The sequence below is a fragment of the Paenibacillus sp. FSL R7-0189 genome (assembly GCF_037969925.1).
Lineage (GTDB): Bacteria > Bacillota > Bacilli > Paenibacillales > Paenibacillaceae > Paenibacillus_AQ > Paenibacillus_AQ odorifer.
Genome location: NZ_CP150223.1, coordinates 699,344 through 720,850, shown reverse-complemented (window position 1 = coordinate 720,850; position 21,507 = coordinate 699,344). Strand labels below are relative to the sequence as shown.

The 21,507-nt window shown below is 43.0% G+C and carries 16 protein-coding genes; 13 read left to right on the top strand and 3 right to left on the bottom strand.

Annotation, left to right across the window (positions count from 1 at the left end; translation table 11 throughout):
* Positions 1–35 precede the first annotated feature (35 nt).
* The 3 genes from MKY63_RS03130 to MKY63_RS03120 all read left to right on the top strand — a co-directional run bounded on the left by MKY63_RS03130 (position 36) and on the right by MKY63_RS03120 (position 1,791).
* Positions 36–1,124: a nucleotidyltransferase domain-containing protein gene (locus tag MKY63_RS03130; RefSeq protein WP_256717360.1), complete on the top strand. Its 1,089-nt coding sequence runs from the start codon at positions 36–38 to the stop codon at positions 1,122–1,124.
* A 129-nt stretch (positions 1,125–1,253) separates the two neighbouring features.
* Positions 1,254–1,580 (top strand): DUF6442 family protein, encoded by a 327-nt coding sequence (locus tag MKY63_RS03125; RefSeq protein WP_036675787.1) that lies wholly within the window; start codon positions 1,254–1,256, stop codon positions 1,578–1,580.
* A gap of 1 nt (position 1,581) precedes the next feature.
* Complete coding sequence (locus tag MKY63_RS03120) at positions 1,582–1,791, top strand: helix-turn-helix transcriptional regulator (RefSeq protein ID WP_036675786.1); 210 nt, start codon at positions 1,582–1,584, stop codon at positions 1,789–1,791.
* A gap of 101 nt (positions 1,792–1,892) precedes the next feature.
* On the opposite strand, the gene MKY63_RS03115 is transcribed toward MKY63_RS03120, so the two are convergent.
* Positions 1,893–4,565, bottom strand: coding sequence for a cation-translocating P-type ATPase (locus MKY63_RS03115; protein ID WP_038569401.1), 2,673 nt, complete (start codon positions 4,563–4,565; stop codon positions 1,893–1,895).
* Positions 4,566–4,788: 223 nt separating this feature from the next.
* Here MKY63_RS03115 and MKY63_RS03110 point away from each other — a divergent pair, with 223 nt between their 5' ends.
* The 3 genes from MKY63_RS03110 to MKY63_RS03100 all read left to right on the top strand — a co-directional run bounded on the left by MKY63_RS03110 (position 4,789) and on the right by MKY63_RS03100 (position 7,394).
* On the top strand, positions 4,789–5,970 hold the full coding sequence (locus MKY63_RS03110; protein WP_036675782.1) for a sensor histidine kinase: 1,182 nt from the start codon (positions 4,789–4,791) through the stop codon (positions 5,968–5,970).
* Between the two features lie 5 nt (positions 5,971–5,975).
* On the top strand, positions 5,976–6,644 hold the full coding sequence (locus tag MKY63_RS03105; protein WP_036675780.1) for a response regulator transcription factor: 669 nt from the start codon (positions 5,976–5,978) through the stop codon (positions 6,642–6,644).
* Positions 6,645–6,875: 231 nt separating this feature from the next.
* Positions 6,876–7,394: a DUF6622 family protein gene (locus MKY63_RS03100; protein WP_036675779.1), complete on the top strand. Its 519-nt coding sequence runs from the start codon at positions 6,876–6,878 to the stop codon at positions 7,392–7,394.
* Between the two features lie 60 nt (positions 7,395–7,454).
* Here the strand turns inward: MKY63_RS03100 and MKY63_RS03095 are convergent, their stop codons facing one another.
* Positions 7,455–8,861, bottom strand: coding sequence for an MFS transporter (locus MKY63_RS03095; RefSeq protein ID WP_339811487.1), 1,407 nt, complete (start codon positions 8,859–8,861; stop codon positions 7,455–7,457).
* Between the two features lie 111 nt (positions 8,862–8,972).
* Between MKY63_RS03095 and MKY63_RS03090 the strand changes: the two genes are divergently transcribed.
* The 6 genes from MKY63_RS03090 (at position 8,973) to MKY63_RS03065 (ending at position 18,977) form a co-directional block, all read left to right on the top strand.
* Positions 8,973–9,860 (top strand): LysR family transcriptional regulator, encoded by an 888-nt coding sequence (locus tag MKY63_RS03090; protein ID WP_036675776.1) that lies wholly within the window; start codon positions 8,973–8,975, stop codon positions 9,858–9,860.
* 405 nt (positions 9,861–10,265) lie between these two features.
* Positions 10,266–14,834, top strand: coding sequence for an endo-1,4-beta-xylanase (locus MKY63_RS03085; protein WP_339811484.1), 4,569 nt, complete (start codon positions 10,266–10,268; stop codon positions 14,832–14,834).
* Between the two features lie 243 nt (positions 14,835–15,077).
* Positions 15,078–15,635 (top strand): RNA polymerase sigma factor, encoded by a 558-nt coding sequence (locus MKY63_RS03080; RefSeq protein WP_339811482.1) that lies wholly within the window; start codon positions 15,078–15,080, stop codon positions 15,633–15,635.
* A complete protein-coding gene (locus MKY63_RS03075) occupies positions 15,617–16,750 on the top strand; it encodes a hypothetical protein (RefSeq protein ID WP_036675771.1) in 1,134 nt (377 codons plus the stop codon). The genes MKY63_RS03080 and MKY63_RS03075 overlap by 19 nt, the downstream gene beginning before the upstream one ends.
* Before the next feature lie 81 nt (positions 16,751–16,831).
* Entirely contained in the window at positions 16,832–17,704 is an 873-nt protein-coding gene (locus tag MKY63_RS03070; RefSeq protein ID WP_038569409.1) for a hypothetical protein, read from the top strand.
* A gap of 259 nt (positions 17,705–17,963) precedes the next feature.
* Entirely contained in the window at positions 17,964–18,977 is a 1,014-nt protein-coding gene (locus MKY63_RS03065; RefSeq protein WP_051490872.1) for a stalk domain-containing protein, read from the top strand.
* A gap of 130 nt (positions 18,978–19,107) precedes the next feature.
* Here MKY63_RS03065 and MKY63_RS03060 read toward each other — a convergent pair whose 3' ends face one another.
* The gene (locus tag MKY63_RS03060; protein WP_235219372.1) at positions 19,108–20,550 is read right to left on the bottom strand and encodes a DHA2 family efflux MFS transporter permease subunit; all 1,443 of its coding nucleotides are present in this window, start codon (positions 20,548–20,550) and stop codon (positions 19,108–19,110) included.
* Between the two features lie 294 nt (positions 20,551–20,844).
* Here MKY63_RS03060 and MKY63_RS03055 point away from each other — a divergent pair, with 294 nt between their 5' ends.
* Positions 20,845–21,426 (top strand): TetR/AcrR family transcriptional regulator, encoded by a 582-nt coding sequence (locus MKY63_RS03055; protein WP_036675766.1) that lies wholly within the window; start codon positions 20,845–20,847, stop codon positions 21,424–21,426.
* Positions 21,427–21,507: the final 81 nt, after the last annotated feature.

Sequence of the window (21,507 nt, the reverse complement as noted above, 5' to 3'; positions counted from 1 at the left end):
TTATACAATAGAATTAATAAGGTTGGAGAGGGGACATGGATATGGATGCTGTTCATAAAGAAAAGATCTTAATCAAAAATGAAAAGCTTATTAGCATGGTCATTGAACGGGCTAAGAGAGATTTTTCTGATGATATTGCAATTATAGGGCTTACAGGTTCTTTTAGTACTGGGGATTTTCATGAAAAAAGCGATCTTGATCTAATCATAATTAATAACACAGAGCAAGGCTGGGGAATATCTTCGTGTTTTATCTTGGATGATATTGGATACGATCTATATTGTACGCCATGGGAAACAAGGATAGAAGATCAAGCCAATCTCGAGAGTCCAATGATTTCATGTCTGGTGGATTTACAGGTGTTATACTGTGCAAAACCCGAATATTTGGAAAAGCTAAATTTATATAAACAGAGAGCACTCGATGCTCTGGCAATGCCTATAGGGAGAGAATGTATCAGTAGAGCGAAAAAGTGTATAGACATAGCAAAACAGGAATATGCGAATACGTTACTTTCTGAACATATAGGAGCAGTAAGGTATGCTTCAAGCGAAGTTTTATACAATTTGTTAAATGCGCTAACTCATTTGAACAATACTTATTTCAAACGGGGAATTAAGAGATATTTAGAGGAAATAGCTACGTACCGTTATGTTCCTGATGATTTTGAAAAGACATATATGGCTGTGATAGAGGCGAAGACTATCGATGAAATCAGAAGTGCAGCATATAAGGCCCTTAAAAACATCAATGATTTATATAATAAAATGTATAAGGATTTTGTAGTGCAGCCTGTCCCAAGTTATGATAATCTTGGCGGAACTTATGAGGAATTATGGTGCAACTACCGCAATAAGATTATAGCAAGTGTAGAATCGGGTGATAGATCGTATGCGTATCTTGCAGCAATGGGCATACAAGGTTTTCTTGATGAAATGACAGAATGGAAGGGAACTAAAAAGTTTGATCTCATGCAGTATTTTGATTCTGACCATCTTCAAGTCTTTAAAAATGAGTTTCTGAAGGTCATGGATGAATATCTGGAGGAATACAACAAGGTAGGCAGGAAAGTCGAACGATACAATACTTTCGAGCAATTATATAACCAATATATGAAGGTATAGAAAATAGCCCACTACCAATCTTTGGATTGGAGTGAGCTATTTTTTATTTGACAAGAAAACTTGGCGTATTATAATAATGATGACAAGAAAACTTGTCATCATCTTTTCAATTTGAAAGGAGAAATTTTTATGAAAAAGGAAGAAATATTAGAAAAAAGCAGAAATGAAAAAGGAGACGAAGGAAAAGAATTTGTATTTGCTAAAGGCAGAAAAAGCGGATTCATTGGAATGTTGATTGTATTTTGCATTCTGAGTGTCTTCAGTTTATATAATCATAGTCAGGAAACAAATCTTGCATTAAAAGCCTTGATAGCCATGTTTTTTGGATATTTGAGCTGTGAAGGTCTTGGGATGTATTCTGTAACTAAGAAAAAGATGCATTTACTCAATTTCATTTTAGGATTAATTATAAGTGTTTCGTTTTTGTTTATTTACTTTTATGGGATGAGTGATTAGTATGAGTGAACCTTTGGTTTTAAAAAATAAACTGCGCGAAGCAAGAACGGAACAAAAATTATCGCAAGCACAATTGGCAGAAATGGTGGGTGTCTCAAGAAATACTATAAGCTCGATTGAAACCGGACAGTTTAACCCTACTGCAAAATTAGCTTTGATTTTATGTATTGCGTTGGATAAAAAATTCGAAGAATTATTTTATTTTGATTAAAATCAACAGAAGCTTTTCTGGGTTTAACTCTAGATGTCAGAAAAACAGCGATACTCCATCATTGGAGATCGCTGTTTTTTTTTTAGTCAATTATAGCTTACTCAGGAATTTACAGGGTTCTGTTCAACAGATTTGGGTGTAAAAGCTCTTCGAACAACCTTCGTTAATTCCATTAGGATGAGGGAGCCGAGGGCTAAGCCTGCTGCAATCAGCCACTCTGACATTCCAAATGAAGCCGGAATCGAGAAGATTTCTCTAACTCCTGGCAGAACCGCAATGCCGTAAAAGGCAAAGCAGACCAGAACGGCTCCGATGACGTATTTGTTGCTGAAAAGGCCAGCTTCAATAGCAGTTTGACTGTTCGAACGGGCGGCAAAGGTCTGCAATGTACGAGACAAGATCAGGGTTGTGAATGCCATAGCTACGCCCATATCAGGTGAATCCTGAAGTCCGATATACAGGGATATGATAACAGCTATACCTATGAGTAGACCACGAGTGACAATGGCCTGCATCATTCCTCCTGCGAATATTCCTTCCTTGAGCTCTCTTGGTTTTCTATTCATCACATTAGGTTCAGGTTTTTCCATCCCGAGAGCAATGGCGGGCAGAGAATCATTCGCCAGATTGATGAATAGAAGCTGAATCGCTGTGAAAGGATTAATCCAGTTGAAAATAAGGGCAAATAGGATGGCGATAATTGCACCCAGGTTACCTGAGAACAAATAGGCGATCGCTTTTTTAATATTGTCAAATACCGTTCTGCCCACAGATACAGCATTGACAATGGATACAAAATTATCATCGGTCAAAATCATGGCAGCCGCATCTTTGGCAACATCGGTTCCACTGCCCATGGCAACTCCGATATCTGCTTGTTTCAAAGCAGGCGCGTCATTTACACCATCACCGGTCATGGCTGTTATTTTGCCTTTCCGCTGCCACGCGCGGACAATTCTGATCTTGTTCTCCGGAGAGACACGGGCGTAGACACCGATCTGTTCAAGTTTTTGATCAAGTTCCTCGTCAGACATGGCATCGAGTTCTTGGCCGGTTACGGCAATTTCATTCTCAGTCATCAGACCGATATCGCGGCCGATCGCTTGTGCGGTTGTCTTATGATCACCGGTAATCATGATGGTTCGGATTCCAGCCTTCTGAGACTCTGCGATCGCGCCGTAGACAGCTTCCCGAGGTGGATCAATCATAGCTGTCAAACCTACGAGCACTAGATTTTGTTCATCCTCCAATCCGACTTCAGTAACTGTATTTGGTACGGTTTTGTAGGCATAGGCAAGTACACGGAGTGCTCTGCTGGAGAACTCCTCATTGGCTTCGAAGAAGCGTTCAAGAACTTCTGGTGTCATCGGCACTTCTTTTCCACTTAACAGTACATGCGAGCATAGACCAAAGAGCACATCGGGTCCACCTTTAGTAATCATTGCTTTTTGTCCGTTAAAAGTATGCAAGGTCGTCATCAGCTTGCGATCCGAGTCAAAAGGTAGTTCGGCTTCGCGAGGGAAATTATCGCGTATTTCCTTATAATCTTTATTCTTGCTGTTGCTGAAGGCAATAAGTGCTACCTCTGTAGGATCACCCAGCTCTTTACCATCCTCATTAATGTTAGAGTCGTTGCAGAGCACGGCAATATGCAGGAGCCGCCGGGCTTCTTCAGACCATTCTTCAGGCGCTTGATTGAATTGATCACGGTCACCTTCTGGTAGAAAGTAATCTACAACAGTCATTTTATTCTGGGTGAGGGTACCGGTTTTATCTGTACAGATGACACTGGTTGACCCAAGGGCTTCGACAGCGGGTAGCTTACGAATAATCGCATGTTGCTTAGCCATCTTATTAGTACCTACGGATAGGACAATAGTTACTATTGAGGAAAGAGCTTCGGGAATCGCAGCAACCGCCACAGCGACTGCAAACATTAACGCATTCAGGATAGCTTCTGTTGTATCCACAGTCTCATTCGATAACCAAACACGTCCGGCCTGGATGGCAAAGATTACAATGGACAGGAGTATAATTGCTACCCCCAGCTGCTTGCTGAATGTTTCGAGCTTGCGCTGCAGCGGCGTTTGCTTGGCTTCGGCGCTTTCAATGAGTTCAGCAATTTTTCCGATTTCGGTAGTGAGTGCAGTTCCCGTTACTACTAGCGTTCCGCGGCCATATACAACTAGTGAACCGCTGAACGCCATATTACGCCGGTCTCCAAGCGGAGATTCTTTCGCGATGATATTTGTATGCTTTTCCACAGCTTCGGATTCTCCGGTTAGCATACCCTCATTTATTTTTAAGCTTTCCGATTCTATAATCCGGCCATCGGCGGGTACAAAATCGCCGGCTTCCAGCCAGACGATATCACCGCGTACAAGTTCCCTTGCCGGGACGGTTTTTAATTCTCCATCACGCAGCACTTTGGCCTCGGGGGCTGACATCTGCTGCAAGGCATCCAGTGAACTCTCCGCTTTACGGGTCTGGATGACACTTATAACTGCATTGAGAATCAACACGAGGAAAATAATAAGCGACTCCATAACTTGTCCCATAACAATCTGGACAATGGCGGCTATAAGCAGTACGACTACCATAGGGTCTTTGAAGTTTTCAAGAAAAAGCTTCCAAACAGGATCTTTTTTCTTTCCTTTTAATTCGTTAAAACCATAATCTTTTAGACGATTGTCGACTTCTGCCGAAGTAAGCCCGTTAGCTGAACTCTGAACATCCTGTAAACTGTCGGCTACATTGTTGCGGTAATATTCCACTAATGATAGCTCCTCTCTGCTGTGCTGTGTCTTTGTTCTTAAAAATTACGGTTCAAGCCGGGACAAGTTTCAAAATATCGAGCTGCATAAACTGTTTTTACATTATAAATGTGTCTTTTGAGCTTGAAATTGGACTGAGCATTGAGCTTGACGTATAGTATTAATACTGTTGAACCTTGTAATAAATTGAGTTCTGAACTAGATAGAAATTTGGAGGAACCTCGTGAAGTTTACATTCAAGGAAGAAAAAATATATGTAAATCTGGTTCGTTTCGTTGGGTCATTGCTCTTAGCAATTTCCTATTACAAAGATTATAGCGGTCAAGGATTCATTAACCTTCTAGGTGGTCTGATCGTGTTGTTGCTATATATGGTGTTGATTTGGGCAAAAAACGCTTGGTGGACTGAAGTGAAATATTATGCTGTTACTTTTATAATGATTTTGATTATATTAGTGCTTCATTATGTTTTTGGCTCACCGAATACAAGTTTACTATGGCCGCTTTATTTTATTATCCTATTTATGAATCGAGTTTATCCCCGTGTTTCTTTTATTGTTGGAATCACTACACTTACTGCTGTTTTTCTGATTTATTCATTGTCCTTAAGCAGTTTTTTAGGGCTGCTTTGTGTAATCCTCGTAGCGCGAAGTATAAAAATCAGAAGAGATGCTCACTACTTAACAACGCTCCACCTTGAAGAGTTAAATAAAACTCATAAAGAGCTGGAGGCTACGCATAACGAACTTCAAGAAGCTATGGTTCATTCGGTACGTTATGCAGCTTTAGAAGAAAGAACCCGGCTTGCCAGCGAAATTCATGATGGACTGGGTCATCAATTGACTTCACTGATAGTACAATTGCAAGCCCTTCAGATTATGCAAGTAAATGATCCTAAAAGAGCAGCTGAGTCCACCAGCCAGTTAATTACTATTGCTCGTCAAGCTATGGCGGAAGTTCGAGTTGCGGTAAAGGAATGGTCAAATGACGAAATGGGTTTAGGGCTAGTTGCTTTAAAAGGCCTCGTAGCCCAAACTCAAAGCAGATCTTCTATACAGTTCAAACTTAATCAAAAATCGGAAGTCACAGAGTGGCCTATTGAAACAAGTATCGTGTTATATCGAGTTCTGCAGGAGTCATTAACCAATGTGCTTCGTCATTCAAATGCGACTATTGCCAGCATTGATATTGAAGAAGTAAACGATACGATTTACCTTACGGTCACAGACAATGGAGTAACTGCTAAAGAAGAACCTTTAAATTTAGGGTATGGTCTAAATGGCGTAACAAAGCGGTGTAAAGCATCGGGGGGCTACTGTTTTTTTTCGTCTATAGAACCTCATGGCTTTCGCCTGCAGGCAGTCGTTCCCGTTGCATGTAGACCTATTGTGGAAGAGAAGGAGTAGTTCACTTGGAAAAAATAATTAGGATTGTACTTGCTGACGATCAGCCTTTCGTCCGGCAAGGATTAAGGTACATTATAGATTCACAACCTGATATGGAATGCGTAGGAGAAGCCTGTGATGGGGAGGAAGCTTACCTTGTTTCACTTGAAACTAAACCCGATATTGTGTTAATGGATATTCAAATGCCTAATTCCTCGGGGCTTGAAGCAACTCGCAAAGTTCTCCGTGTAAGTCCAGAAATTAAGATTGTACTTCTAACCACTTTTGATGTTCAAGCCTATGTTATTGAAGGGATACGTGCAGGCGCAGTAGGGTACTTGTTGAAGGATACGGATATGCAAGAAGTTCTTGCGGGAATACGCTGGGCGAATCAAGGTAATGCAATTTACAGGACACCTACTGCAAGTAAGGCGCTTATAGCAGCCATTTCGAGTGATGCTAAACTAAACAAAACAGAGCAAGCATCAGATGATTTTTCTGAATCTCTGACCGAACGTGAACTTGATGTACTCCAACAAATGGCATACGGGCGCAGGAACTCTGAAATTGCGGAAATTCTGAATATTTCACAGGGCACGGTTAAGACTCATATTCATCGTATTCTCCAAAAGCTTGAGGTCGAAGATCGTACACAAGCTGTTGTATTGGCTATACGGACAGGGATGGTAGAGTAACAGAGGGAGAAGTTGTTCTATAAAAAAAATAGCCATGTAGTTAGAAAGACCGGCCACAACCGGTCTTTTTTTGTTTTGTTTGTGGGGTCTGCTCAAACATTGTATATCTCTAGATAGAGGTATCGTTGCTTATAAATCAATCGCTGTGTAGATGTGTTAGTCCCTATGATTTTTTATTATTAGTAAGGCAACACAGTGGAACTGCAACGCTCTATACAAGGAGGAAATATAATGCACATTACAGTCACACAAGTAATTTCAAGCACACCATCATGGGTGTGGATATTATTCATTCTTTTGTTCATAATGGGGATTAAAAATTCTCAGGAACGGCCTGTTATTTTTTCACGGATGTTTATTGCCCCGCTTATTTTTATGGCATGGGGATTACGGACAATAACAACTACTTTTCCTCAATTAGGTCTAACGTTGACGAGTTATATGATCTTTATCATTCCAGGTTTCCTGATTGGCTATCTTTTAAATAAGAGGTACCAATCCTTTGTTAGAAAAGAATCAGTAGTGTTCAAAAAGAAAAGTTATCTTCCATTATTTATTGTCCTACTGAATTTTATTGTTAAATATATTCTGAATGTGATGTTGATTTTTTACCATAGCAGCGTATTTCATATCATTTATTCTTCAGCAAATGGGCTAACTGTTGGATTGTTTTTTGGAAGTATCGTATATACCTTTTATATGCAATGTAAGCTTAAAAACTCTATAAGTGGCAGAAGGGGGATCAATTGATCTCGTTAAAAGAACAAAACAAGACCTGTCTGATGACAGGTCTTGTTTGTCTGCCCTTTCCTATTTGCTAGCGCCCGAATTAGCCGACTCCTGCAATTGCCCTGATTCACGGTGCTTCCGACTCATGAATACCAAAGACAATGCAATTATCGTGAGGATAACCCCAAGGACTTGAAATCCCGCGAAGCTAAACTTACCTCCCATTATGATACCTATTAACAATGAAGAGAGAATGGTTCCCAGGTATCTCGATGTATTAAATAATCCGGAGGCTACACCGATGATTTCTTTTGGAGAACTTTGGAACAAGGCTGCTTGCAGGCCGACATTGTTCAATCCGTTGCTGATACCAAATGCAGCTAAAGCCACACATACACTGATCACCGGTGAAGTCTGATTTAAGGTCACAAGCCACACTGATCCCAATGTCATCAGGACCCCGGACACCAGCAATGCTGGCCGGGGTCCTGATCTATCGATCCAGCGTCCTGCTATTGGAGCAGTAACCAGCGAGCATAATCCCAGCGTTAGCATGAGAATCCCAGTTTGGAATTCACTGACATGACGTACCATTTGCAAGTAGGATGGAATCCCGAAAAAGAGTGAGTAAAAAAGTACATTAACGAGCATGAATTCAACATTAACCCAAGTCATTGCCGGATATTTGGCAAATGTACGTAAAGGAATAAAGGGTGACGCCGCTTTTAGCTCATGCCGGACGAATGCCCCCAGCAGAATGAGTCCTGTTAGCAAGGTAATGACATGTATTAATGAGATATGTCCGGATGATTTTGCTGAAAGCAATCCAAGGAGCACGCCAACCAGCCCCACAGTGAAGAGCAGGATTCCTGACGCATCAATCAAATCAAACCATTTGCGCAGGGACATTCCCCGGGTAATGGTTGTTGACGGTTCGTCCTTGGGGATATGCCTCCAAGATAATAGAAAGCTCGCCACCACGAATGGAATATTGACGAAAAAGATAGCTGGCCAGTCCCACCAGTGAATAATAACCCCGCCAATAAAGGGTCCAATTGCTGCCGCGCCGGATAGGAAGATGGATAAAACAGACAGTGCGGTCGCTTGTTTCTCCGTAATATGAATCCGCACAATGGCCATTCCAACGGCAACCATCATGCTAGTTCCAATGGCTTGCACAATACGGAACACGATGAGACAGCCAAAGTTTGGGGAGAGAGGAGCTAATAAACCTGCAATGAAGGATACGACAAGCCCGGTAAGAAATATTTTCCTCCGGCCGAATAAATCGCTGGCCTTTCCCATGACAGGTTGAGCGATGCTGCTTGCAATGTAAAAAGAAAAAATAATCCAGGAAACACCTGTATAGTCAAGCTGGAATACATTTTGCAGCCTTGGAATAGCCACAGACACCATCGAAGAATTTAAAGGGTTCAATAAAATCCCCAGACCTACTGAAATCATTAACCACCTGTTGCGAACACTCATTTTAAATCCCCCTAAAGCTTATTAATGTCATCGTACTTGAAATCGATTATTCATTCCAACGCATTTTATGTTATGATCTCATTGACTTGAGGGAATGAATGGAGGTGCGAAATGGAACTTCTGCAACTGCAATATTTTCTCGCGGTAGCTCGGTTGGAACATATGACTGAAGCTGCACGAAATCTACACGTTACTCAATCTTCACTAAGCAAAACGATTCAGCGTTTGGAGGAGGATCTGGGGGTACCTTTATTCGATCGGGTAGGAAGAAAGCTGCGACTGAATGAGTCCGGAAGCCGGTTCCTTCGCCGAGCTGAAAGGGCATTATTTGAATTGGAGCAGGGAAAACAGGAGCTTAGCGATTTATCCAGTCCTGAACATGGCACACTCGAATTAGCGGTGACGACCGCAAGCACATTACCCAATATCCTGCGAGAGTTTCGGAAAAAGCGGCCTGATATTCAATACCATGTGCAAATGTTGACCATGCAGGAAATGGTTACACTTCTTAATAGAGGAGAGGTTGATTATTGCTTATCCTCACCTCCAATAAAAGGGGATGACATCGAATGTCAAATCGTCTTTATCGATCCGATTCTTGTGGCTGTTCCAAAGGGGCATCGGCTGGCTAATCGAAGCAGCGTATCTTTGACAGAGCTAAGGGATGAATGGTTTGTTGGTGTAAAGAGTGGCTATGGTACTCGCGATTTAATAGACTCTGTATGCAAATCGGTAGGATTTGTGCCTAAATATGTGTATGAGGGGGATGAACCTGCAAGGCTTAGCACTCTTGTGGAAGCTGAAATTGGCTTAGCTTTCATACCAAGCACGGCACGGAATTCACGGGAAGATATCCAATACCTCCAAGTAGAGAATCACGAATTGGAAAGGGAGATAGCTCTATTGTGGCACAGGAGCCGGTACATTTCTCAGGCTGCTTTGGAATTTCGGGAGGTAGTTGTAGAATATTTTGGAGCGTTATCCAAACAGACAATTTAATTACGCCGCAGAACAAATAACAAACCAAGTCCCCGTTACCTTCCGTTACGTTCAACGGTCCGCAAGTGGGGTTTTCTTTTGGGTTAAATACGTAGAATCTTTAATCATACATACGTTTTCCTATAATTATGGGGGGTAACACCTTTAATATTAGCGTAGTAGTGCGTAGCAGCGAGGCTGTAAAATAGTGTGAGTACACATGAAAGCGTTTACATAAAAGGAGGGGGTCTGTAAGTAAAAAGATTCATTTGTGATGATGTTCTACTGCTCTTCGGAATGATTGTGCCACTGTTGAAATTGAGGATTTAGCAGGTAAAGAAATTAGCGTGGGAATATAGGGCTGGTGCTAATAAGGTAGGTCATTAACTGATTTGTATGAAAATCACTAGAGGAGGAATGCATTAAATGAGTAGAATGCTTAAACAAGTAATCTCGATTTTACTCGCAGCTGCCTTGCTTATTCCGACAAGCTGGATCGCTCCGGTTACTGAAGCTGCGGCGCAGGATACGACAGTATCATCAGATACGGTAACGGTATATCACGAAACTTTTGCGAGTGGCAAGGGTATTGCAGCTCAAGCAGGCAGTGCTAGCCTTACACCTGTGACCGATAAAGTTTTTGCGGGCAATGCTGACGGGGCAGCTTTATATGTAAGCAACCGAGCGAATAACTGGGACGCGGCTGATTTTAAATTCAGCGATATGGGCCTAGAAAACGGCAAAACCTACACGGTAACTGCATCCGTGTATGTAGACGCTGATGTGATTGTACCTAGCGGTGCCCAAGCTTATCTTCAAGCGATAGGCAGCTACGCTCTTTTGGCAAATGTGAATTATGAAGCAGGCCAAGCGGTCACCTTGACGAAAGAATTTACCGTGGATACGGACAAAGATACAACGCTGCGTGTTCAATCCAACGATGACGGGAAAACGGTTCCGTTCTACATTGGGGAGCTCCTCATTACAGCAAAAAAAGCAGTGACGGAAACGGATAAAGAAATCTATCACGAAACTTTTGCGAGTGGCAAAGGTTTAGCCTCACAATCAGGTAGCGCTAACCTAACCCCTGTCACCGGAAAAGTTTTTGCGGGCAATGCTGACGGGGCAGCTTTATATGTAAGCAACCGAGCGAATAACTGGGACGCGGTTGATTTTAAATTCAGGGATATGGGCCTAGAAAACGGCAAAACCTACACGGTAACTGCATCCGTGTATGTAGACGCTGATGTGACTGTACCTAGTGGTGCCCAAGCTTATCTTCAAGCGATAGGCAGCTACGCTCTTTTGGCAAATGTGAGTTATGAAGCAGGCCAAGCGGTCACCTTGACGAAAGAATTTACCGTGGATACGGACAAAGATACAACACTGCGTGTTCAATCCAACGATGAAGGGAAAACGGTTCCGTTCTACATTGGGGATGTATTGGTCACAGAAAAGGTGGCTACAGTAGAGCCAACTCCAACACCAGAAACACCTAGAGACCCAGCTTTACCTTTTACCACTGTTACTTTTGAGGATCAAACGGCAGGTGGTTTTGAAGGCAGAGCAGGTACTGAAACGCTTACGGTTACTAATGAAGCGAATCATACAGATGGTGGCTCATACGCTTTGAAGGTTGAGGGCAGAACCAGTACATGGCATGGGCCGACATTACGTGTGGAGAAGTTTGTGGACAAAGGCTACGAATATAAAATTTCGTTATGGGTCAAGCTGATCCAGCCAGCAAGCTCGCAGCTTCAGCTGTCCACGCAGGTTGGCGATGGAAGCAGCGCCAATTATGTGCAGCTCGCACCTAAAACCATCAGCGCAAGCGATGGCTGGATTCAGTTCGAGGGAACTTACCGTTATAACAATGTAAGCAGTGAGTATTTGACCATTTATGTGGAAAGCTCCAGTAATAGCGCGGCCTCATTTTATATCGATGATATTAATTTTGAAAAGGTAGGCTCTGGCCCGGTTGATATCGAAAAAGATCTTGTGCCGATTAAGGATGCTTACCAGAGTGATTTTCTGATCGGAAATGCGATAACCGCTGAGGATCTGGAAGGTGTCAGACTTGAGCTTCTGAAAATGCATCACAATGTTGCTACGGCAGGTAATGCCATGAAGCCGGACGCGTTGCAGCCTACGAAGGGCAACTTCACGTTTACCGCGGCAGATACAATTGTAGATAAAGTACTGGCTGAGGGCATGCAGATGCATGGACATGTGTTGGTATGGCATCAACAATCGCCTGCATGGCTGAATACAACAACAGACGCAGCTAACAACACGATCCCCTTGGGACGGGATGAAGCTCTTATGAATTTGCAGACCCATATCCAAACCGTTATGGAGCATTTTGGTGACAAGGTGATCTCCTGGGATGTTGTAAATGAGGCGATGAGCGATAACCCATCCAACCCAACAGATTGGAAAACTGCGCTGCGTTCCGCCCCATGGAAAAGTGCTATTGGAGCAGATTACGTAGAGCAAGCCTTCCTGGCGGCAAGAGAAGTGCTGGACACGCATCCAGATTGGGATATTAAGCTCTATTACAACGATTATAACGAAGACAATCAGAATAAAGCGCAGGCCATCTACAGTATGGTCAAAGAAATCAATGATAGGTACGCGCTGACTCACCCTGGCAAATTGCTTATCGACGGGGTTGGCATGCAGGGGCACTACAGCATCAATACGAACCCAGAGAATGTGAAGCTATCCTTGGAAAAGTTCATTTCCTTGGGTGTCGAAGTAAGCATAACTGAGCTGGACATTCAGGCCGGAAGCAACTATCAGCTTTCTGAAAAGCTTGCTAATGCGCAGGGTTATCTGTATGCACAGTTGTTAAATATCTTCAGGGATCACGCTGATTCTATCAAACGTGTTACCTTCTGGGGAATGGATGATAATACAAGCTGGAGAGCTTCATCCAATCCGTTGTTATTCGATAAAAATCTGCAAGCTAAGCCGGCTTACTATGGCGTTATCGATCCTGATACCTTCATTGAAGAGCATGAGCCTGAATCAGTAGAAGCCAATCAATCTACTGCCAAATTCGCTGCACCTGTTATAGACGGAACAGTTGACGAGATCTGGAGCCAGACCGCTGAGATTCCGGTCAATCGGTATCAAACCGCTTGGCAAGGAGCGAGCGGAGTAGCAAAAGCACTCTGGGATGATCAATATTTATATGTCCTAGTCCAGGTGAGTGATACGCAGCTTGATAAGAGCAGCGTGAATGCACATGAACAGGATTCGGTCGAAATCTTCGTAGACCAAAATAATGGGAAAACGACGTTTTATCAAGATGATGATGGCCAGTACAGAGTCAATTTTGACAACGAGACTTCATTTAATCCTTCAAGTATCGCAGCCGGCTTCGAATCGGCAACCCAGATTTCCGGAACAAACTATACGGTTGAAGTGAAGATTCCACTTCAAGGGATCACTCCGGACAACGATAAAAAGCTTGGTTTCGATGTACAGATCAACGATGCTAAAGAGGGCTCACGTCAAAGTGTCGCGGCTTGGAACGATACGAGTGGAACTGGGTATATGGACACATCCGTTTATGGTGTGCTTACTTTAAAGGGGAAATCTGCCGGTCCGGAACCAACCCCAACGCCGACAACAGCACCGACACCGACACCAACGAGCCCAACCGATCCAACAGACCCAACTGACCCAACAGATCCAACAAACCCAACGGAACCATCGGCAACCCCGACACCTGTTCAAACAGCGACGCCAGCGCCAACAAATGCACCAACGGGTAGCAGCACCGGTAATGTTGTATCAACTCCACAACCTGGAGCCATTACAAACAAAGATGGTATTGTTACGATTAAACTGGAGGTAAAGTCCGATAATGGGTATGTCATAGGTACGATCTCCAGCGACAACATGAAAAAAGCGCTTGAACTGGCTAGTGTAGCGGCAAACGGCAAGAAACAAATTATCATTGAAGTGCCAAAGCAAACGGACACGAAAGGGTATGATATACAATTACCGACCCAAAGTCTAATGGGGAAAGAAAACTATGAACTATTGCTTAAGACGGAAAAAACCACAATTCAAATTCCAAGCAATATGTTGTCCAATGTAACAGACAGTGCTGAACAAGTATCCATACGAATAAATAAAGTCACCACGGACAGCTTGGAAGCAGCTACCCGCAATATGATTGGCAACCATCCAATTATCGGTCTAAGCTTAGTAGCAGGTGACAAAGTTATTCCTTGGAATAACCCTAACGCACCTGTAACGATAGCCATTCCTTACGTGCCGACAGCGGAGGAGCTTAACCATCCAGAGCTTATCGTCGTTTGGTACATCGATGGCAAAGGCAACGTAATGCCGGTTCCGAACGGTCGATATGATGCTGCAACCCAAACGGTTGTCTTTCAAACAACCCACTTCAGCACTTATGCAGTAACCTTCGTAAAGAAAGACTTCGGAGATCTGCAGAATCTGTCATGGGCTAAACAAGCTATAGGCGTTATGGCGGCTCGCGATATCATCAAAGGAACGTCGGTGAACAGCTTTTCACCTGCAGATTCAATCAAACGAGCGGATTTCATTGCTCTCCTCGTAAGAGCGCTTGAACTGAAGGGAACGGGCAAAAGTGCAATAATGTTCAACGATGTCCAAAAGACGGACTATTATTATGATGAACTGGTCATCGCGAAGGAACTGGGAATTGCTACAGGTTTTAAAGATGATACGTTCAGACCCAATAGCAATATCTCCAGACAAGATATGATGGTGCTGACAGCACGCGCGCTGGCGGCAGCCGGCAAGCAAGTTAAGGCGAGCGGTACTGTAGCTGCTTATCTAGATGAAGCAAGTATATCCAGCTACGCAAAAGACAGCGCATCATTGTTGATCAAATCCGGAGTCGTAAACGGAAAGAATAATAGAATTGCGCCGAACGATACGCTTACCCGTGCTGAAGCGGCAGTCATCCTGTACCGTATCTGGAAGCTGTAGTCCCGGCAGCAGAGAAAAAAACTCTGAATTAGCTCATGTTCATTTTTAATCTGAAGAGCGGAAATACGTGTATAACCATCCCTTGCGTTCTTCTGTTTTAAGCATCGCTGCTCACCTCCCTGCGGAGAGGAGCAGCGATTTTTTTGTGTATGTTCCGTTAAATCGGAGCTAAAACGGAAAAAAATGTCACGAAACAGACCGCTCAAGTGTTATAACTGTACTGATAGTAGAAAGGAGACAGTCGTGGACTCTATTGAAGAAAAGATAAAGCGGGTACAAGCGGGGGAAGTCTACCTTTTTTCAGATATTATCAGACTCTACCAACAACGGATCTACCTCTACTGCTTTCGCTTGTTGAACAATAAGGAAGAAGCCGAGGATGCGGTTCAGGACATATTTATTAAGGCTTATCAGAACATCGGCCATTTTGAGTCTCAGGTGAGTTTTAACTCATGGCTCTACAGGGTTTCCTATAATCATTGCCTGAATCAACTGCGCCGGAAGAAATTTCAAAATCAGCTGCGAAAGTTACTCAGACAGGATGTAACCACTAAAAGTGCTGAACAAATGGTAGAAAATCAGTTGTTCAGTGAATCCGTGGCCTCTGCCCTGGAAAAGCTTAGCGTGGAGGAACGCAATCTGTTGATTTTGCGCATTTTTGAAGATAAATCATTTGAAGAAATTAGTGAAATTCTGGGTAAAAGTACGGTCACAGTTAGGAAACGGTACGAGCGGACAAGGTGCAAGCTCAGAGAAGTCATTGAAAGAAAGGAGAAACAACTATGCGCAAGGACGAATTGACTTCCGAAGAGTTGTTTCTGAAGGAGGGGGATAATTCTGCCAAACTTCCGCTGGTTGATGTTCATGATTCTGTAATGCAAGCCATCGGGCTAGGTAATGGTCACCTTGCTGTTAAGCCTGTACCTCACCAGCAGGAGGGGGACATCCCAGATATTATGCATAGAGTGGAGCCAGAAACCTATGCCAAACGATACCGTAAGCGCATGTGGAGCAGGCCTGTAAGGAGATGGGCAGCGGTGCTGATCCTGGTTGTCTTGGTAGGAGGCAGCTATTCCTTGTTTAAGGAGAGTCCCTGGCAAGCTGCCAAATTTCAATATGAGGTGCTGCCATACGAGCCGCTTCTTGCAACGAAGGAAGGGGGGACGATTGAAGTATCTAAGAATCCGTTAGTTCCTTCAAAGGTAAAAATTCCTCAGAGAGTGGCGACCAAAGAAGAAGAGCTGCTGAGTGAAAAAAATTTAGAGGCATATAGAGTTGTAGAGAAATTATTACTACCGGGAGAGGGCGCTTCTTACGTGTTAAAAAAGGAAGGTGCTGGAGATGAACGTCCTCAGCTTGGCAGAGTTATTCCTGCGATGCTATTTAATGATTATTCCAGTTATTTAGCCAAAGCAGAAGAGTATAAGGTGCCATATTTGCCACGTCCGGAGTATCTGCCAGAAGGGTATGTTTTTGATCAAGCATGGATACAACCTGATTTTGAGGTCAACGAGAATGAACTGCTTGCCCTGACTGATGGTATAAAGCTGGAAGGCGGTTACCGGGTTATGTGGAAAAAAGAAGCTACGGCCAGTATTAATTATGACTATTCGTCGATGAGATACAAAAAAGGGGAGAGTATGGTAAGAATTAATGCCAAACACATCAAGGCAAAGTCCGGAACGGTGGAAAGCTTACTAAGGACGAACACCACAATCGTACAGAATATTCTTGTTAACGGAACCCAACTGATCTATACGGAAACTACAAACAATGAAATAAAGTTGGGGTATAGATACAGACTTGTCTGGACGGATCCAGAACAAAATGTAGTATACGATATGACTGCTGCACCGGAGTCTTCTTCTTTAACCAAAGAGGAGGTTATCCGAATTGCTGCCGACATGATGAAATAAGTATAGAAATTTGATGTCACAAATCCGGTAACGTAAGTGTTATGTAAGAGTACTACATATACAGGAAGGTGAGGTATTTTAATGAATAATAGAAAAACACTCATTGCCATGACCAGTATGACCCTAATGTTCGGTTTAGGTTATGGCTTCAAAGGAGAAGCTTACGCCGAGAAGTCTGTTGCTCAGTCTGTGGAAGAAACCGCCATTAAGGCGGAAGTCAAATATATAGCTCAGGGCATCGATGAAGCTGCCAAAGCGAAAACAGATCAGGAACAAAAAAAATTCAAAAATCTCAAAGATCTGCAGCAGAAAGCATTAAGTGAAGAGCTTAAACCTGGAGAAATCAGATATGTGTATATTAATGACAAGGAATATCAAGCCTATGCTAAGGGATCACCCACTGCGGGTGCATATTATTCCCTTTCGTTTAATACGTATAATGAATATGTGGAAAAGTATGCTGCCGGCAATACCTCCATGCCACTGCAATTGCAAGAGCCTCCGGAAGGCTACAATTTTTTCAGGGCAATTGTTTCTCCATATATGACGAAAAAAGAACAGGATAAGATATACTATCAAGTGATCGCCGAGGGTAAGGCGTCCGATAAGAAAATATATGTAAAGAAATTGCAGGAGAAGCGTACAGCTATCAACATCATCTATAATATGACCACAGAGAAAAATGGTAAAAGAGGAGTTCTTGCCATCGCTGCCGAACCTGCAGGACCTAAGGATACGACTGTTGAATCCGAACCAGCAAATGCACAGTCGCAGAAGCTAAAAGTGAGTGGCCAAGAGGTGGTATACACACCTATTGATAAGATGGAGTACAAGTCAGTTGCATGGATGAATCCAAAGACCCGTGTCAATTATATTATTCGGGAAACCGGTGGACACCTGACCAAGGAGGATTTGATTGCTTTGGCAGGACAGATCATTGAAGCTTCGGCGTAGAATGATTCTAAGACACTTACTAATTAATTTGATTAAGGCAGCCCCCAGGGCTGCTTTTTGGTTTGAGTATAAAGATCTATAGTATTCACGCTATTTAGGAGATTAAAAGCGAAATGTGGCGTTGGCAATGGAAATGTGTCTTTTTTAAGTATTCACAAATAAAGAACGAATATCCTATCATTCCAATATTTACAATATTCGATATAAAGTGATATAATTTTCGAGATTCATATACATAAACATGAAAGAAGAGTGTAAGATGCTAAAGGTAACAAGTAAAAAAGTCATGTCAATTATTACAGTTAGCTCAATGCTGTTGGCTGTGGGTGCAGTCGCTTACGCAGACACGACATTGAAGAAGATTTCTGCATATCAGAATGCGGCCATCAGCATTGAAGTGGATAATCAGAAAGTGAACCTGTCAAGTAGTGAAGGAACAATGTACCCAATTATCTATGAGGGACATAGCTATGTATCCGCCAAGGCTGTATCTGAAGCACTGGGGGCAACCGTGAAATGGGATAACAGTCGTCAAGCTGTTGTGATCACATCGGCGAACGGCGGAACATCTACATCCGTTGTCCCGGATAAGGACAATACCGTTGCACAAGCTACTGCGAAGCCAGCAACCGTATCTACTCCGCCTGCAACCGAGTCCACACCGCAGGCAACACCAAAGCCTGCTGCCTCATCTTCCGCTACGACTTCCAGTAACAGCGGCGCTTCGTTTGCAGATGCAGTGAAGTTAGGTACTTCTTTTACTTATACGGACCTTGATAACAATTATAGCCCTAAAGGTGATTCAACATCTGTTCAATATACTTTCACTATCAATAAGGTTACGTCGACTACTCTCGGACAATTACATGCTCTTGGGTTTGAGGAACATGTCACTGATCCCGATGTAGCTGTAGATTATGTCCTGCTTGATGTAACGCTTAAGGTGAAGAACGCCACTCTTGTAAAAGGTAGTCAGGACCAAGGGCGGAAGTTCCTTTCAAGTTTTACACCTACCATTTGGGGGGTAGAAACATCCAGTGGACAGTACTATATTGGTGGCTCTAGTGATTATTTTGAGGGATCTCTCGGAGAAAATATCGAAAAGTTGTTAGCTGATTTTCCTGAAGTCACCCCAAGTAAACCGGGTTCTTTTGAAGCTTCGGGTAAAGTTATTCTGCCAATAATCAAAGGCAAGGAGAACAACCTTGTTCTTTATAGAAACGATAGCAAGCTTGAGTCCGACAAAAGGTCCATCTATTTTAAACTGAAATAGTTATGCAAGTTAGCAGATGGTTTGGTCGCTAATTGTTGTAATAAAGATCAAACTAAAAAGAGATCAACGATGTCATTCATCGTTGATCTCTTTTTTATGATTCTTAAACAGTGCTGATAACTTCTATATATCAAGCTTCTTTGGCAATGACTTTTTTTAGCTTCACTTTGGGTTCTTGCTCAGGATCAGGCGCTTGCCCAACACGTTTAATAAAGAAAGATAGCAGCAGACCGAGGATGCCAATTCCCACAATCACTAGATAGGAATCATTGATCCCTTGAATGGATGCTTCCATAATCATATGTTCCTGTGTTCCGTTCTGTGTGCTGCCAGAGGCCAGCATATCCTTCATATGCGTTGTAGTACGGCTCGTCATTACGGTGACGAGCAGGGAAGTCCCGACGGCGCCAGCTACTTGTCGAATGGTATTTGAAATCGCTGTACCATGCGCACTAAGCTTGGCGGGTAGTTGATTTAGACCCAAGGTTTGTATAGGCATGAGAAGGAGAGCCATCCCGATCCGGCGGCCTGTTGACATGTATACCAGATACATGTAGCTGGTTGAGTCGGTTAAGTTCACAAAGCTTAGAGTCGTTGCAATTGTAATTAATAATCCGATGATGGCGAGCCATTTCGCTCCGAACCGGTCGAACAGCTTTCCGGTTACCGGCATCAACAATCCCATTACGAGTGCACCGGGAAGCAGCAGCAAACCGGACTCCATCGCTGTAAAACCGCGGGCATTCTGCAGGTACAGAGGCAGCAGCATCATATCCGCATACATCACGATTGTAACTGCGATACTGATGACAGTCGTTAAGGAGAACATATTGTATTTAAAGGCCCGGAGATCAAGCAGTGGATTTTGGGAAGCCAGCTGTCTCCAAGTAAATAAGCCAAGGGAAAGCACACCTGCTGCTAAAGACAATAACACTTCTGCGCTCGACCAGCCTGCACTGGCAGCGCGGCTGAAGCCATACAGCAAGGTTCCAAAACCAATGGTAGAAAGAGTTACGCTAACAATGTCCAACTTGGGAAAGATGCGTTCTGATACATTTTTTAAATAAATAAATCCGCATATGATTACAATGACGGTCAAAGGAATCATGCCATAAAACATAGTCTCCCAAGAATAATGTTCCAAAATATATCCAGCCAGAGTAGGTCCAATCGCAGGTGCGAAAATAATGGCTAGCCCTACCATCCCCATGGCAGCCCCTCTCTTTTCAGGAGGGAACAGGGTCAAGATGACATTCGTGAGCAGTGGCATGATAATCCCGGCACCAGCTGCCTGAATCATACGCCCGGTCAACAGAACAGGGAAGTTTGTCGCGAGGGCCGATACGATCGTTCCAGCCAAAAATATAAACATAGAAGCTTGAAAAAGCTCTCGCGTCGTAAATCGTTGCATTAGATAAGCTGTAATTGGAATTAGAACACCATTAACCAGCATATACCCCGTTGTCAGCCACTGAGCTGTAGCCGCCGAGATATTAAAATCATGCATTAACTCCGGAACGGCAACGCTCATTACCGTTTGATTCAGTGTCGCAAGAAAGGCGCCCAAAATCATAATGAATAAGATGGGGCCCTTTTTCACGGAACTGCTTGTTACTTCTGTCTTTGTACTCACTCCACTCCATCCTTTCAACTCGTCGATCATGGACTAAATTTACAGTGTGTTGTATAGTTTACAATGCATGAATTAGATTATAAATGAAATTTTCATGTAATCAAGCAACAATTTGCGAAAAAATGTAAAGTAGTTTACATTCGTTCTAAAAATGTAGTTTTTTCTTTTTAAAAAACAACAATTATCTAAAATATGTAGCTTACAATATGAAAGTAAAAGATTGGAGAGTACAAGATGAATAACACAACGCAACGTACAGATCCCCGGGTACTTCGAACACGTCAATTGCTTAGAGATGCTGTGATTGAATTGCTTGAGGAAATGGATATTGAGAAAATATCAGTAAATCGTATTGCAGAGCGGGCTAAAATCAATCGGGTTACTTTTTATCTGCACTATCGGGATCTCCCGGATATGCTGGAAAAGATGGCGGATGAGATGGTGGAGGACATTCTACAAGTGGTGAACAACGATGACAACCATCACCAGTCGGTTGATGAAGAGAATTTGAGGATATTAGAAAGTCTGCTTAAGCATATTGCGGAAAATGCAAAATTCTACAAGGTCATACTCACATCCAAACGAAGCCCGATTTTTACAGATCGCCTGTTTAATTTGATGGCGGAAATCATTTCTGCGCACCAGGAGAAAAAGGAGGGGACTGCTGATCATTCAAAGACGCCGATACAGAAGGACATTGCCGTTTGGTACGGTTCAGCAGCTCTAATCGGCACGGTTATTTCTTGGCTCCGAGATGACATGCCCTATACGCCTGTGTATCTTGCCAGACAAATTAGTATGCTGCGTGCGAACTAGCAACGGGTTCCGACTAATGAACGGAGAGGAATTAAATGAACACGAACAAACAGCCATGCATCGTTGCGCGGCTGTTTGTCG

Excerpts from the sequence above, each read along its gene's own strand:
- MKY63_RS03120 (WP_036675786.1), top strand. The coding sequence starts at position 1,582 with ATGAGTGAACCTTTGGTTTTAAAAAATAAACTGCGCGAAGCAAGAACG.
- MKY63_RS03055 (WP_036675766.1), top strand. The coding sequence starts at position 20,845 with ATGAATAACACAACGCAACGTACAGATCCCCGGGTACTTCGAACACGT.
- MKY63_RS03085 (WP_339811484.1), top strand. The coding sequence starts at position 10,266 with ATGAGTAGAATGCTTAAACAAGTAATCTCGATTTTACTCGCAGCTGCC.
- MKY63_RS03100 (WP_036675779.1), top strand. The coding sequence starts at position 6,876 with ATGCACATTACAGTCACACAAGTAATTTCAAGCACACCATCATGGGTG.
- MKY63_RS03130 (WP_256717360.1), top strand. The coding sequence starts at position 36 with ATGGATATGGATGCTGTTCATAAAGAAAAGATCTTAATCAAAAATGAA.
- MKY63_RS03090 (WP_036675776.1), top strand. The coding sequence starts at position 8,973 with ATGGAACTTCTGCAACTGCAATATTTTCTCGCGGTAGCTCGGTTGGAA.
- MKY63_RS03125 (WP_036675787.1), top strand. The coding sequence starts at position 1,254 with ATGAAAAAGGAAGAAATATTAGAAAAAAGCAGAAATGAAAAAGGAGAC.
- MKY63_RS03075 (WP_036675771.1), top strand. The coding sequence starts at position 15,617 with ATGCGCAAGGACGAATTGACTTCCGAAGAGTTGTTTCTGAAGGAGGGG.
- MKY63_RS03095 (WP_339811487.1), bottom strand. The coding sequence starts at position 8,861 with ATGAGTGTTCGCAACAGGTGGTTAATGATTTCAGTAGGTCTGGGGATT.
- MKY63_RS03060 (WP_235219372.1), bottom strand. The coding sequence starts at position 20,550 with ATGATTTTGGGCGCCTTTCTTGCGACACTGAATCAAACGGTAATGAGC.
- MKY63_RS03070 (WP_038569409.1), top strand. The coding sequence starts at position 16,832 with ATGAATAATAGAAAAACACTCATTGCCATGACCAGTATGACCCTAATG.
- MKY63_RS03065 (WP_051490872.1), top strand. The coding sequence starts at position 17,964 with ATGCTAAAGGTAACAAGTAAAAAAGTCATGTCAATTATTACAGTTAGC.